Annotated in this window: 16 protein-coding genes; all 16 read right to left on the reverse strand. The window is 70.6% G+C overall.

Annotated elements, in window-relative coordinates; genetic code table 11:
• Window positions 1-657: 657 nt before the first annotated feature.
• A complete protein-coding gene (locus tag PUT80_RS31730) occupies window positions 658-1077 on the reverse strand; it encodes a hypothetical protein (protein ID WP_275294377.1) in 420 nt (139 codons plus the stop codon).
• Window positions 1074-1892 carry an isoprenyl transferase gene (locus PUT80_RS31735; protein ID WP_037813582.1) on the reverse strand — a complete coding sequence of 273 codons (819 nt, stop codon included), beginning with the start codon at window positions 1890-1892 and terminating at the stop codon, window positions 1074-1076. Before PUT80_RS31735 ends, PUT80_RS31730 begins: the two co-directional genes overlap by 4 nt.
• A 26-nt stretch (window positions 1893-1918) precedes the next feature.
• Complete coding sequence (gene recO / locus PUT80_RS31740; RefSeq protein WP_037813585.1) at window positions 1919-2695, reverse strand: DNA repair protein RecO; 777 nt, start codon at window positions 2693-2695, stop codon at window positions 1919-1921.
• Window positions 2696-2744: 49 nt separating this feature from the next.
• Window positions 2745-3206, reverse strand: coding sequence for a CD225/dispanin family protein (locus tag PUT80_RS31745; protein ID WP_037813587.1), 462 nt, complete (start codon window positions 3204-3206; stop codon window positions 2745-2747).
• 45 nt (window positions 3207-3251) lie between these two features.
• The gene (locus PUT80_RS31750) at window positions 3252-4334 is read right to left on the reverse strand and encodes an RDD family protein (RefSeq protein ID WP_051728994.1); all 1083 of its coding nucleotides are present in this window, start codon (window positions 4332-4334) and stop codon (window positions 3252-3254) included.
• A gap of 175 nt (window positions 4335-4509) precedes the next feature.
• Window positions 4510-4965: a DUF2752 domain-containing protein gene (locus PUT80_RS31755; RefSeq protein WP_162473062.1), complete on the reverse strand. Its 456-nt coding sequence runs from the start codon at window positions 4963-4965 to the stop codon at window positions 4510-4512.
• Entirely contained in the window at window positions 4956-5267 is a 312-nt protein-coding gene (locus PUT80_RS31760) for a CD225/dispanin family protein (RefSeq protein WP_037813589.1), read from the reverse strand. The genes PUT80_RS31755 and PUT80_RS31760 overlap by 10 nt, the downstream gene beginning before the upstream one ends.
• Window positions 5268-5343: 76 nt before the next feature.
• Window positions 5344-6243, reverse strand: a complete 900-nt coding sequence (gene era / locus PUT80_RS31765; RefSeq protein WP_037813591.1) for a GTPase Era — start codon at window positions 6241-6243, stop codon at window positions 5344-5346.
• Window positions 6240-6578 (reverse strand): cytidine deaminase, encoded by a 339-nt coding sequence (locus PUT80_RS31770; RefSeq protein ID WP_275294378.1) that lies wholly within the window; start codon window positions 6576-6578, stop codon window positions 6240-6242. Before PUT80_RS31770 ends, era begins: the two co-directional genes overlap by 4 nt.
• Window positions 6571-7896, reverse strand: coding sequence for a CNNM domain-containing protein (locus PUT80_RS31775; RefSeq protein WP_037813598.1), 1326 nt, complete (start codon window positions 7894-7896; stop codon window positions 6571-6573). Before PUT80_RS31775 ends, PUT80_RS31770 begins: the two co-directional genes overlap by 8 nt.
• 9 nt (window positions 7897-7905) lie before the next feature.
• Window positions 7906-8457, reverse strand: coding sequence for an rRNA maturation RNase YbeY (ybeY, locus tag PUT80_RS31780; protein ID WP_043837412.1), 552 nt, complete (start codon window positions 8455-8457; stop codon window positions 7906-7908).
• Window positions 8454-9500, reverse strand: a complete 1047-nt coding sequence (locus PUT80_RS31785; RefSeq protein ID WP_134733035.1) for a PhoH family protein — start codon at window positions 9498-9500, stop codon at window positions 8454-8456. Before PUT80_RS31785 ends, ybeY begins: the two co-directional genes overlap by 4 nt.
• Before the next feature lie 94 nt (window positions 9501-9594).
• A complete protein-coding gene (locus PUT80_RS31790; RefSeq protein WP_275294379.1) occupies window positions 9595-9972 on the reverse strand; it encodes a histidine triad nucleotide-binding protein in 378 nt (125 codons plus the stop codon).
• Window positions 9973-10368: 396 nt separating this feature from the next.
• Window positions 10369-11121 (reverse strand): 16S rRNA (uracil(1498)-N(3))-methyltransferase, encoded by a 753-nt coding sequence (locus tag PUT80_RS31795; protein ID WP_037813609.1) that lies wholly within the window; start codon window positions 11119-11121, stop codon window positions 10369-10371.
• A 2-nt stretch (window positions 11122-11123) separates the two neighbouring features.
• On the reverse strand, window positions 11124-12287 hold the full coding sequence (dnaJ, locus tag PUT80_RS31800) for a molecular chaperone DnaJ (RefSeq protein WP_037813614.1): 1164 nt from the start codon (window positions 12285-12287) through the stop codon (window positions 11124-11126).
• A 51-nt stretch (window positions 12288-12338) separates the two neighbouring features.
• Window positions 12339-13364: a heat-inducible transcriptional repressor HrcA gene (hrcA, locus tag PUT80_RS31805; RefSeq protein WP_134733033.1), complete on the reverse strand. Its 1026-nt coding sequence runs from the start codon at window positions 13362-13364 to the stop codon at window positions 12339-12341.
• Between the last annotated feature and the right edge of the window lie 38 nt (window positions 13365-13402).

Consider the following 13402-nt stretch of genomic DNA (forward strand, 5'->3'; position numbering starts at 1 on the left):
CTTGACGGAAGGGCTTGGCCGCGAAGCGGCGCATCCGGGCGGGCGGTGCGGGGAGGGAGCGGGGTCGGGCCGGGGGTGGACGGCTTGGACGGGAGGGCTGGCAGCGAAGCGGCGCATCGGGCGGGTGGCGGGGCTCCGCACCCAGCCAAAGCCGGGACGAGTAGCGGAGAGGCCTGGGCAGGAAAGCTTGGAGGCGAAGCGGCGCATCAGGCAGGCGGCGGGGCTCCGCACGCAACCCAAGCCGGGACGAGTGGCCCAGCAGCCTCCATAGAAGAGCAGCGAAGCCGCACACCGAACAGACGGCGGAACTCCAGCCCGACGCGCGACCCCAGCCGAGACGGATAGCGGAGTGGCTGCGAACGCGGAAGCCAAGCAGGGCACCTGCCAACGGCGAACTGGTCAAGGCGCGAAGTTCGGCCCGGCTAAGGAGATCCGTGATGCAGCAGAAGCACGTGCGGGCGAGGCACCAGCGAGTTCCGTCCGGGCGAGGCAGGGCGCGAAACATGGTCTGGCCAAGGAGATTTCGCCAAGAGCCCAGACAGCAGCGACACGCACGGGAGCGCCAAGCCAATCAGGCAGCCAACCCGCCACCAGACCGCGTAGACCGATGCCACAGCAGCAGCGAAGCGAAAACCACAACCCCAGCCGAAACCCGGCTCAGGCCTCCACCCCAGGCAACTCCGTCCGCAGCTGCGAAGCAGTCGAAACCACCAGCATCAGCAACGTCCCCAGCGGCGAAGGCTCCATCCCCTCAGCCGGGAACGCATACCGCAGGGTCACGTCCACCCCGCGCTCCGTGTGGCCCACACCCAAGGTCCCGAACAGACCCTGTCCGGCTCGTTCGGCGACGGCGACCGCCAGGGCTGGGTCGTCGGGCAGGTCCCAGGCCACTACGCAGGTCAGGCTGAGCACCGTGAGGCCGTCGGCGAGGCGGGTGGCCTGGATGACGCACGGGACGTCCGCGTGGGAGAACGTGATCGCGCCGTCGTCGTCGACGTGGACCTCTAGGTACCGTTCCAGTGCTTCGCGCGCCCGGGTGAGCAGTGCGCCGGTCTCGGCGGCTTCCGCGGTGCTCATTTCGTGCTCCCTGCCTGGTCCACCGCGCCGCCGAACCGGCGGTCGCGTTTCGCGAAGTCGAGGCACGCCTGCCACAGGTGGGTCCGGTCGAAGTCCGGGAACAGCGTGTCCTGGTAGACCATCTCCGCATACGCCGACTGCCACAGCAGGAAGTTCGACGTCCGCTGCTCCCCGGACGGCCGGAGGAACAGGTCCACGTCCGGCATTTCCGGCTGGTACAGGTACTTCCCGATGGTGCGTTCGTCGATCTTGTCCGGGTTGATCTTGCCCGCCGCGACGTCCTGGCCGATCCGGCGCATCGCGTCGCCCAGTTCGGCCCGGCCGCCGTAGTTGACGCACATGGTCATGTTGAGCTTGGTGTTGTTCTTGGTCTTCTCTTCGGCGACCTGCAGTTCCTTGATCACGCTTGCCCACAGCTTCGGCCGCCGCCCCGCCCAGCGGATGCGCACGCCGATCGAGCCGAGGTAGTCGACCTGGCGGCGGATGGTGTCGCGGTTGAAGCCCATCAGGAACCGGACTTCCTCGGGGCTGCGCTTCCAGTTCTCCGTCGAGAAGGCGTACACCGAAAGCCACTTCACGCCGAGTTCGACCGCGCCGCTCGCGACGTCGATCATCACGGCCTCGCCGCGTTTGTGGCCCTCGATCCGCGGCAGGCCGCGCTGGTTGGCCCAGCGGCCGTTGCCGTCCATGACGAGCGCGACGTGCTTCGGCACCAGGTCCGCCGGGATCTCCGGCGGCTTCGCGCCCGAGGGATGCGGATCCGGAGCCCGCAGCTCGTACCCCGCCGAGCGGGTCTCCCGTCCCCTGCGCAGCACTCCCGGCCTCCTGAAGAATGGATTTCCTACCCGGCCGACCCTACTGGGCCCGGCCCGGCGGCTTCCCGGGCACGCCGCTCCACGAGCGGGAGCGACCGCAGCTGCCGTTCCAGATGCCACTGCAGATGCGCCGCGACCAGGCCGGACGCGTCCCGGCGGGTGATCCCCGGCGACGATTCCGCGACCGCCCACTCCCCCTGCAGCAGCGCGTCCAGCAGGGTCAGCACCTCGGGCGCGGGATGCACCGAACCGGCGATCCGGCAGTCCGGGCACATCGAGCCGCCCGCGGCGACGTTGAACGCGGCGTGCGGGCCGGGCAGGCCGCAGCGGGCGCATTCGGTGATGGCCGGGGCCCAGCCGGCGTAGGCCATGGCCCGGAGGAAGAACGCGTCGAGCACCAGCGACGCGTCCCGCTGCCCGCCGGCCAGCGCCCGCAGCGCGCCCACGACCAGCAGGTACAGCTTCATGACCGGTTCGCCCTCTTCGGCCGAGAGCCGGTCCGCGGTTTCCGCGATCGCCGACGCCGCGGTGTAGCGCTGGTAGTCGGCCACCAGCGGCAGCGCGAACGCGTCGACGGTCTCGACCTGGGTGATGACGTCGAGCGACCGGCCGGGATAGAACTGCACGTCCACGTGCCCGAACGGCTCCAGCCGCGCCCCGAACCGCGACGACGTGCGCCGCACGCCCTTCGCGACGGCCCGGACCTTGCCGTGCCGCCTCGTGAGCAGGGTGACGATCCGGTCGGCCTCGCCCAGCTTGTGCGTGCGCAGCACCACCCCGGTGTCGCGGTAGAGGTTCACCACCCCGACATCGTCCCACTTCGGGGGCGACGCCGGGGCGGGACACCCTGGTTCAGCAGTAGCTGCCGGTGCAGTAGTAGCTGTGCACCTCGGACGCGGCCACGATGCCGACAATGATCATGATGATCGCGACGGCCCAGGCGACCGCCCCGATGATGGTGGCGATGAGGCACAGGGTCTTCGTCGTCTGCGACGCCTGCTGGGCCATCGCGTAGTTGCCCTGCATCTTGTACGACTGGACTTCGTTCGACTTCATGATCGCGAAGATCGCGAGGATCCACATCAGGAAGATGCAGCCGATCGCCCAGCCCTTGTAGTCCTTGATGGCGCTCAGGTCGCCGCCGGGCGCGCCGCCGAAAGCGGGCTGGCCGTACGGGGCGGGCTGGCCGTAGGGCTGCTGCGGGTACGGCTGCGCCGGCGTCGCACCGGACTGCGGGTACGGCTGCTGCTGGCCGTAGGGCTGCTGCGGCTGGCCGCCGTAGGGCTGCTGGGGCTGGCCGTAGGGATTGGTCATCTGGGTTCCCCCGAGTTCCTCGTACTTACCGTGATCCGGTGCGGATCAGGACTGGGCCGGACCGGGCTTCGGCGATTCCGGCTTGATCATCTGCGTCGCCTCCGGCTCGCCTGCCGGATGTACGACCTGGGTGCGTTCGGCGGCGCCGAACGCTTCGGACGGTGGTTGCTGGGGCGCGGGCGGGCGCACGACCTGGGTCGGCTCGGGCTGGTCGAACGGCGTGGGGCCCGGCTGCGGCGCTCCCGCGGACGGCTGCCCGAATCCCGGCTGCGGCTGGCCCGGCTGCCCGAAAGCGGGCTGCGGCTGGCCGAATCCTTGCTGCGGCGGGGTTCCCGGGACCGGTGGCTGGCCGAATCCCGGCTGCGGAGCCCCGAATCCGGGCGGTGCGGCGGGAAAACCGGCGTTCGGCGACGGCTGCGCGGGGAAGCCGCCCGAGGCGGGCTGCCCGAAACCAGGCTGCGGCGCGGTGCCAGGGAAACCGCCCGGCTGACCGGGAAAACCGCCGGGCTGGCCGAACCCTCTGGGCTGACCCGGCTGACCGAACCCACCAGGCTGACCGGAAAACCCGCCCGGCTGCCCGAATCCGCCCTGCCCGAAACCCGCCGCGCCCGAAGGCTGGGGACCCGCGGGCAGCACCACGGTGCTGAGGATCTTGTCCGAGAACGTCTGCGCCTTGTCGTCCCACAGCGGCCACAGGTAGCCGAGCGCGAACGCCATACTGTCCAGCGCGTGCGCGAGGTCGCGGACGAACGCCATCCCGGCCCCGATCGGTTCGCCGGTGGCCTCGCTGACGAGTTTGATCCCGACGATCCGCTTTCCCAGCGACTGGCCGGTGTTGCCGCCGTTGATCCAGCGGTTGAAGACCGTCCAGGCGAGACTGCCGAGAATCGCGAGGAGGTAGACGATCGTGCCCCCGACGCCGGAGAACAGCGACACGAGCAGGGCGATCAGCACCCCGCCGAGAAGCGGGGCGAAGTCGATGAGATAGGCGCCGGCGCGCTGGCCCCAGTCCGCGTAGACCCGGCCGTACGGCTGGCCGAAGCCGGCGGGCTGGGGGTACCCCGGTGCCTGCTGTCCCGGCGGCGCGCCGAACGGCGGTCCGCCGGACTGGCCGTAGGAATAGGTCATCGAGTGTCCCCCTCGTTGCAGCAAGCTGGGCCTGGCCGCGTCCGCTGTGGACACGTCAGTGCGCGGGAGCGTACCTCGTCTGGCGAGGCCGGGCCGAGCAGGTGTCCGCATCGGGTGATGCGGGGGACGGCACTGCCGCCGGAACCGTTCCAGGCACAGCGAAAACGGGGCTAACTCAGACGTACAGGCCGGTGAACGGCGAGAACGGAACGTTGCGCGCCACGAACCACAGGACGAACACGACCGCGACGACGTGCGGCGTCCAGCGCCAATGCAGCCAGGACCGCATCGTCCGGCCGCGCAGCCGTCCCATCGTCCAGGCGAGACCGCTCCACGCGAAGAGCGCGGCGAACACCAGCGCTACCGCGTTGTAGTGCAGTGCCGCGGAAAAATCGCCGTGCAGCACGCTGTAGGCCATCCGGAGCCCGCCGCAGCCCGGGCAGTCGATCCCGAAAAGCAGCTTGGTCGGGCACACCGGAAGCGGGCCGCCTGGGGTGGTCGGATCGCCGAACCACACCGCGACGCAGGCGAGGCCGATGCCGCCCGCCGCGGCCGCCGGGCCCGCGAGAGCCCTTGCCACCGCACGGGTTCCGCGCGCCGGCTGTCCGGTGTAGACGGTGCTCAATGCCACCAGAGCACGTTCCCGGCCACCGCCAGCACGATGATCGCGACGAGCACGTACAGCCCGATCAGGATGGCGATGCTGAGCGCCGACCACATCGCCCACTTGCGCGCCTCGTCCGCCGCGCGGTGCGCTTCGGCCGCGTATCCCTGGTACCACAAGGTGTTCACCTGGCTGGCCTTGACGATCGCGACGATCCCCAGCGGGAGACAGCAGAACACCGTCGCCAGGATCGCCCACACCAGGTTGCTGTCCGGCGGCGGCGGATACTGCGGCGGGTAACCGTACGACGGCGGATACGGGCCGGTCATGCGGTCCCCCTGGACAAATCGGATGCGGTTCGGCTCGACGTTACCCGCCCGCGCCGCCGGGCACGGCCACAACCGGTCAGAAACCCAGCCTGCGGAGCTGCTTCGGGTCCCGCTGCCAATCCTTGGCGACCTTGATGTGCAGGTCGAGGTACACCTTCGTGCCCAGCAGCCGCTCGATGTGCTTGCGCGCGGTCGCGCCGACCTCGCGCAGCCGTTCGCCCTTGTGCCCGAGGATGATCCCCTTCTGGCTGGGGCGTTCCACGTACAGCAGCGCGTGGATGTCGATGAGGTCGTCGCGGTCCTCGCGCGGCAGCATTTCCTCGACGGTCACCGCGATGGAGTGCGGCAGTTCGTCGCGGACGCCTTCGAGCGCGGCTTCGCGGATCAGCTCGGCGACGAGGGTCTGCTCGGGCTCGTCGGTGAGCTCGCCGCCCGGGTACAGCTGCGGGCCTTCGGGCAGCCGCTGCACCAGCAGGTCGGCGACCGTCTGCACCTGGAAACCGTCGACGGCGGACACCGGCACGAGGTCGGCGAACTCCATCACCTCTTGCAGCGCGACCAGCTGCTCGGCGACCTGCTCCGGCTTCACGAGGTCGGTCTTGGTGACGATGCCGATCACCGGGGTGCGCCGGGCGATCTTCTTCAGCTCGGCGGCGATGAACCGGTCGCCGGGGCCGACTTTTTCGTTGGCGGGCACGCAGAACCCGACGACGTCCACTTCGGACCAGGTCTCGTGCACGATGTCGTTGAGCCGCTGGCCGAGCAGCGTGCGCGGACGGTGCAGGCCCGGGGTGTCGATGATCACCAGCTGCGCGTCGTCGCGGTGGACGATGCCGCGGATGGCGTGCCGGGTGGTCTGCGGCTTGCTGGAGGTGATCGCGACCTTCGTGCCGACGAGCGCGTTCGTGAGCGTCGATTTGCCCGCGTTGGGGCGGCCGACGAAGCAGGCGAAACCGGAACGGTGCGGTTCGGTCACGACTGCAGCACCTCGACGACGGCGCCGGACGGGTCGGCGAAGATGATCGGCGCGGTCTTGGCCACGTCGCGGACCGCGTGCACGGACGCCTCGGCGACCAGCGCGTCCGCGGTGACCACGGCGGCGGCTTCGAGGCCTTCGGCTCCGCTGGACAGCGCGGCGGCGACGGCGGCCTGCACGGCGGTGAGCTTGAACGACGGCTGGTCGACGGTGGTCGCGGCGTAGGTGCGGCCGTCGGTGTCGCGGACCGCGGCGCCTTCGTCCGCGCCGTTGCGGGCGCGGGCCGAACGGGCCAGCGTGACCAGCTTCTGGTCCTCGGCGTCGAGGTCAGGCATGTTCGACTCTCCTGTCGTGCTCTTCGGGCTGGGGCGGGCGGGTGCGCGGGCGCGCCGACGACGGCCGGACGACCACGGAGGTGATGCGCATCCGGCCGCGGCGGTCCTTGCCCCCTTCGGCGAACAGCCGAAGACCGGCGACCTCGGCTTCGGCCCCCGGCAGCGGGACCCTACCCAGTCGCTCGGCGAGCAGCCCGCCCACGGTCTCCACGTCGTGGTCTTCGAGGTCGATGCCGAACAGTTCGCCGAGGTCGTCGACGCCGAGCCGGGACGACACGCGGACCGAGCCGTCCTCGAGCTCCTCGACCTCGGGGCGCTCGTCGGCGTCGGATTCGTCGGTGATCTCGCCGACGATTTCCTCGAGGATGTCCTCGATGGTGAGCAGGCCGGCGGTGCCGCCGTACTCGTCCACCGCGATCGCCATGTGGTTGTGCGTGCGCTGCATTTCCTTGAGCAGCTCGTCGAGCCGTTTGGAGTCGGGCACGAAGCTCGCCGGGTTCATCACCGCGCCGACGACCGTGCTCGGCCCGTCCGGGCCCATGTACTCGGGCATGAGGTCTTTGATGTTGACCACGCCGACGATGTCGTCCACCGAATCGTCGATCACCGGGACCCGGGTGAAGCCGGTGCGCAGCGCGAGCGCGAGGGCCTGGCGCACGGTCTTGGTGCGTTCGATCCACACGATCTCGGTGCGCGGCACCATGACCTCGCGGGCGACGGTGTCGCCGAGTTCGAACACCGAGTGGATCATCTCGCGTTCGGAGTCCTCGACGACGCCGCGTTCCTGGGCGAGGTCGACGAGTTCGCGCAGTTCGACCTCGGAGGTGAACGGGCCTTCGCGGAAGCCGCGGCCGGGGGTGATCGCGTTGCCGAGCACGATCAGCAGCCGCGACAGCGGGCCGAGGACGGTTCCGAGGGCGCGGACCGGCCCGGCGACGATCGTGCCGACGCGGTACGGGTGCTGGCGGCCGATGGTGCGCGGGCCGACGCCGATGAGGACGTAGCTGACCACGACCATGACGACCGCGGACACCAGGATGGCGAGCCACAGCCGGTCGAACCAGGCGACGAAGGACACGGTGACCAGCACCGTGGCGGTGAGTTCGCAGGCCAGCCGGAGCAGGAGCAGCAGGTTGATGTGCCTGCGGCGTTCGGCGACGACCGCGGCGAGCTGGCGGGCTCCGACGCGGCCGTTGCGGACGAGGCCGTCGACCCGGGCTTGCGACACCGTGCCGACCGCGGCGTCCGCGGCGGCGAACACGCCCGCGAGCAGCACCAGCGTCACCGCGATGACGACCTGTGCCGGGGGGTTTCCCATCGTCGGAGCCTAGGGCGTTTCCCCGGGCCGCGGCGCGTCGAGCCCGGCGATGCCGAGCACGCGGTCGTCGACGTCGCGTTGCGCGTCGCGGGCCTGGTGCGCGGCGACCGCGGCCTGGAATTCGCCGAGGATCCGCTTCTGCAGCCCGAACATCTCGCGTTCCTCGGCGGGTTCGGCGTGGTCGTAGCCGAGGAGGTGCAGGCAGCCGTGGACGGTGAGCAGGTGCAGTTCGTCGATCAGCCGGTGGCCCGCGGTTTTCGCCTGGTCTTTCGCGAAGGCCGGGCAGAGCACGATGTCGCCGAGCAGCGCCGGGGACGAGTCGGGCGCGTCGGGGCGGCGCGAGGAGTCGAGTTCGTCCATCGGGAAGGCCATGACGTCGGTGGGCCCGGGCAGGTCCATCCAGCGTTCGTGGAGGTCTTCCATCACCTCGAGGGTGACGCACAGGATGGACAGCTCGGCGAGCGGGCTGACCTCCATTTTCTCCAGCGTGTAGCGCGCGGCGGAGACGATGGACGCCTCGTCGACGTCGACGCCGGATTCGTTGGCGATCTCGATGCTCATCGGCGGGTGCCTTTCCAGCCGCCGGTCTGCTGCTCTTGCGCGTCCTGCACGGCCTGCCACTTCTCGTACGCGTCGACGATGTCGCCGACCAGTTTGTGCCGGACGACGTCCTGGCTGGTGAGCTCGGCGAAGTGCAGGTCCTCGACACCGCCGAGGATGTCGCGCACGACGCGGAGCCCGCTGCGCTGCCCGCCGGGGAGGTCGATCTGGGTGATGTCGCCGGTGACGACGATCTTCGCGCCGAACCCGAGGCGGGTGAGGAACATCTTCATCTGCTCGGGCGTGGTGTTCTGCGCCTCGTCGAGGATGATGAAGGCGTCGTTCAGCGTTCTACCCCGCATATATGCGAGCGGTGCGATTTCGATCGTCCCCGCCTGCATCAGCCGCGGAATCGACTCCGGTTCGACCATGTCGTGCAGCGCGTCGTAGAGCGGCCGCAGATACGGGTCGATCTTCTCGTTCAAGGTGCCCGGCAGGTACCCGAGCCGCTCGCCGGCCTCGACCGCCGGACGCGTCAGCACGATCCGCGTGACCTGCTTGGCCTGCAACGCCTGCACGGCCTTCGCCATCGCGAGGTACGTCTTGCCGGTACCGGCGGGCCCGATCCCGAAAACGATCGTGTGCTTGTCGATCGCGTCGACGTATCGCTTCTGGTTCAGCGTCTTGGGCCGGATGGTCTTCCCGCGCCGCGACACGATGTTGAGGCTCAGCACCTCCGCGGGCGACGCGTCGCCGCTGGACAGCATCCCCACAGTCCGCCGCACCGTGTCGGGCCCGACCTGCTGCCCGCCGCCGGCGAGCTGCACCAGCTCGGTGAAGACCCGCTCCGCGAACGCCACATCGGCAGCGGCACCGGTCAGCGTGACCTCGTTGCCGCGCACGTGCACGTCAGCAGCCAGCAGTTCTTCGGCCACCCGCAAGTTCTCGTCCCGGGACCCCAGCAGGCTCAGCTGAGCCGCCTCCGGGATCGGGAATCGAACCTGTGCCTCGGCCGATACCCGATTGTCAGGTCGGGCGGCTCCACCCGTCTCAGTTCCGGCCACGTGGCCTCGGTCCTGCTTTCTGCGCACTTCGCAAGTCAACGTACAGGGACCCCATAGATGCTACTTGTCCCCGACACCCGCTCGCAGCCCGGTTTCAGTGCACCCCGGCCTGCGGCTTCCCGAACAACCCGAGCTGCTCCCCGCCGAGCACATGGGCATGCACATGAAACACCGTCTGCCCGGCGTCAGCATCAGTGTTGAAAACCACCCGATACCCACTGCCGGAGATCCCCTCGATCTCCGCAACCTTCCGCGCCGTCAACAACACCTGGGACAGCAACTCCGGATCCGCCTCCGCCAACTCCCCGACGTTCCGGTACCGCTTCCGAGGCACCACGAGCACATGCACCCGCGCCTGCGGATTGATGTCCCGAAACGCAAACGTGGCGTCGTCCTGATACACGACGTCCGCCGGAATCTCCCCAGCAATAATCCGCTCGAACAACGTCTCCGCAGCACCAGCATCACTCATACGCGACACCCTACAAACCCCCACTCCCCAAGGCGATGACGCAGGGCGACCGCCGCACGCCACGCAACCACCGCACCGTGGGGGTCCGGGGGGCTCGGCCCCCCGGGAGTAATGGCGGGAACCGCGGCGGCGAAGGATCGCCGCCAGGCGATACGAAGACGCCGCGGCGCGGTGGAGCCTGGGGGTCGCTCCACCGCCGCCGCGGCTCCGCCGGACCGAGGGGGGAGGTGCCCGGCGGGGTATGGGTTCGCGTACTCAAGGGTAATGCCCGCCTGGCGGCGGGCTGAAACCCTCGTGTTCGCACGTTGCGAAGCAGAGTAGCTGGCGGGGCTGCGGCGCGCCATCACCTGGTGCGGATGTTTAGGGGTTCTGCCGGGTTTCGCGGGCGCCGGGCGGTCAGTGCCAGCGGCCGGTGAGGACGCCCAGTGCGCCCAGTGCGACGGCGGCTGCGGTGGAGGTGCGGAGGACGGTCGGGCCGAGGCGGACCGTGGTGGCTCCGGCTTGTTCGAGGGCGGCGAGTTCGTCGTCGGTGATGCCGCCTTCGGGGCCGACGACGAGGAGGAGGTCGCCGCCGTCGGGGAGGTCGAGGTCGGTGAGTTTGCTGGTGACGCCGGATTCGAGGACGAGCGTCGCGGACATCGTGGCGGCCAGCTGTGCGAGCTCGCGGGTGCCGACTGGTTCCGCGACGGCGGGCACGTGGGCGCGGCGGGCTTGTTTGGCCGCTGAGCGGGCGGTGGCGCGCCAGCGGGCGAGGGCTTTCTCGCCGCGGGGTCCGTCGTCCCAGCGGGCGACGCTGCGGGCGGCGCGCCAGGGCACGATCGCGTCCGCGCCGGCTTCGGTGGCCAGTTCGACGGCCAATTCCCCGCGGTCGCCCTTGGCGAGGGCCTGAGCGACGTGGACGCGCAGCGCGGGCGGTTCTTCTTGCCAGCGCTCGAGAACCGTGAGCGTGACCGAGGCCGCCCGGCCCGCTTCGACGGCGTCCACGGCGCAGCGGGCCATCGCGCCGGCGCCGTCGGAGAGCACGAGCTGCTCCCCCACGCGCAGCCGGCGCACGGTGGCCGCGTGCCGGGCTTCCTCGCCGTCGAGCAGCGCCCGTCCTTCGGCGGGCACCGCCGGGGCGAGGAAGACCGGCAGTGTGGTGTCCGGCACAGTCAGCGGTTCTTCGCGCGGAGCTTGGAGAACAGGCCGCCGTGCTTGCTGCCGTTGGCGGCGAGCGTCGGGACCTCTTCGCCGCGCTGCTGGGCCAGGTCGACGAGCAGGTCGCGCTGGGCCTCGTCGAGCTTGGTCGGCACCACGACGTCGATGTGCACGTGCAGGTCGCCGCGGCCGTCGACGCGGCCGGACGAGCGCAGCCGCGGCATGCCCTTGCCGGTGAGCACCAGTTCGGTGTTGGGCTGGGTGCCGGGCTCGATGTCGAGTTCGTAGTCGCCGTCGACCAGGGTGGCGATCGGGACCGTCGCGCCGAGCGCCGCGGTGGTCATCGGGATGCGGAAGTTGCAGTGCAGGTCGTTGCCCTCGCGGACGAACACCTCGTGCGGGGCCTCGTCGATCTCGACGTAGAGGTCGCCCGCCGGGCCGCCGCCGGGGCCGACCTCGCCCTGGCCGGACAGCCGGATCCGCATGCCGTCGCCGACGCCGGGCGGGATCTTCGCGGTGACGCCGCGCCGCGACCGGATCCGGCCGTCGCCGCCGCACTGGCGGCACGGGTCGGGGATGACCTCGCCGAAGCCGCGGCACACCGGGCACGGGCGCGCGGTGACGACCTGGCCGAGGAACGACCGCTGCACGGACTGGACCTCGCCGGCCCCGCCGCAGGTGTCGCAGGTCTTGGTGCTGGTGCCCTCGGCGGTGCCCGCGCCGCGGCACAGGTCGCAGACGATCGCGGTGTCGACGGTGATCTCGCGGTCGACGCCGGTCGCGCACTCCTCGAGGGTGAGGCCGAGCCGGATCAGCGCGTCGGAGCCGGGCTGCACGCGGCTGCGCGGCCCGCGGCCCCGTCCGCCGCCTCCGCCCGCGGCGCCGAAGAAGGCGTCCATGATGTCGCCGAGCCCGCCGAAGCCCGCGAACGGGTCGCCGCCGCCTCCGCCGCGGCCGCCCCCGTCCATCGGGTCGCCGCCGAGGTCGACGATCTTGCGCTTCTGCGGATCGGAGAGCACCTCGTACGCGGTGGTCACCTCGCCGAAGCGGTGCTGGGCGTCCTCCGACGGGTTCACGTCGGGGTGCAGCTCACGGGCCAGCTTGCGGTACGCGCGCTTGATCTCCTGATCGCTCGCGTTCTTGGCCACCCCGAGGATCCCGTAGTAGTCCCTCGCCACGTTGCTCTGCCTTCTCCTTCGTGTTCCGCCACGTCCCCGGCCTGCCGCCGGTCAGCGGCCGGACAGGATCTGCCCCACGTAGTTGGCGACCGCTCGGACCGCCGCGATCGTGCCGGGGTAGTCCATCCTGGTCGGCCCGACGACGCCCATCCCCCCGAGCAGCATGTCGTCCCGGCCGTAGCCGATGGACACGACCGAGGTGCTGCGCATCTGCTCGTCCTCATTTTCCTCACCGATGAGCACGGTGACCGCACCGGGGTTGCGGGCGGCGGCGAGCAGCTTCAGCACCACCACCTGTTCCTCGAGCGCCTCGAGCACCTGGCGCAGCGACCCGGGGAAGTCCGCGACGTTGCGGGTGAGGTTGCCGGTGCCGCCGAGCACGATCCGCTCTTCCGGGTGCTCGACCAGCGATTCGACCAGTGTGGTGCAGATCCGGGTGAGGTGGTCGCGCAGGTCCGGCGGAGCGGCCTCGGGCAGCTCCGCCACGTTCGCCGCCGCGTCGGCCAGCCGCCGCCCGGCGAGCGCGCCGTTGAGCACGGTGCGCAGCCGCAGCACGGTCTCCTCGGTGACCACGTCGCCGAGGTCGACGGTGCGCTGGTCGACCCGGCCGGAGTCGGTGATCAGCACGAGCATGAGCCGCGCGGGCGTGAGCGGGACCACCTCGAGGTGGCGCGCCACGGTGTTGGTGAGCATCGGGTACTGCACCACCGCGACCTGGCGGGTGAGCTGCGCGAGCAGCCGGACCGACCGGCGCAGCACGTCGTCGAGGTCGGTGCCGGAGTCGAGGAAGCTGGTGATCGCGCGCCGCTCGGCGGCCGACAGCGGCTTGATCTCCGAAAGCCGGTCGACGAACAGCCGGTACCCCTTGTCGGTCGGGATCCGGCCCGCGCTGGTGTGCGGCTGGGCGATGTACCCCTCTTCTTCCAGGGCGGCCATGTCGTTGCGCACGGTGGCACTGGAAACGCCGAGGTTGTGCCGCTCGACGATCGTCTTCGACCCGACCGGCTCCTGGTTCGAGACATAGTCGGCGACGATCGCGCGCAGCACCTCGAAGCGACGCTCGTCCGTGTTCGCCACCGGCACCTCCTTCGCGGTCCTCCTGCTCCTCACAACGA

Origin of the sequence: Amycolatopsis sp. La24 (assembly GCF_029087445.1) — a bacterium.
Classification (GTDB): domain Bacteria; phylum Actinomycetota; class Actinomycetes; order Mycobacteriales; family Pseudonocardiaceae; genus Amycolatopsis; species Amycolatopsis nivea.

Bases quoted from the DNA above. Each gene is read 5' to 3' on its own strand.
- PUT80_RS31760 (WP_037813589.1), bottom strand. From the start codon at position 5,267: ATGACCGGCCCGTATCCGCCGTCGTACGGTTACCCGCCGCAGTATCCG.
- PUT80_RS31730 (WP_275294377.1), bottom strand. From the start codon at position 1,077: ATGAGCACCGCGGAAGCCGCCGAGACCGGCGCACTGCTCACCCGGGCG.
- PUT80_RS31770 (WP_275294378.1), bottom strand. From the start codon at position 6,578: ATGCCTGACCTCGACGCCGAGGACCAGAAGCTGGTCACGCTGGCCCGT.
- PUT80_RS31790 (WP_275294379.1), bottom strand. From the start codon at position 9,972: ATGAGTGATGCTGGTGCTGCGGAGACGTTGTTCGAGCGGATTATTGCT.
- PUT80_RS31745 (WP_037813587.1), bottom strand. From the start codon at position 3,206: ATGACCAATCCCTACGGCCAGCCCCAGCAGCCCTACGGCGGCCAGCCG.
- PUT80_RS31750 (WP_051728994.1), bottom strand. From the start codon at position 4,334: ATGACCTATTCCTACGGCCAGTCCGGCGGACCGCCGTTCGGCGCGCCG.
- ybeY (WP_043837412.1), bottom strand. From the start codon at position 8,457: ATGAGCATCGAGATCGCCAACGAATCCGGCGTCGACGTCGACGAGGCG.
- PUT80_RS31775 (WP_037813598.1), bottom strand. From the start codon at position 7,896: ATGGGAAACCCCCCGGCACAGGTCGTCATCGCGGTGACGCTGGTGCTG.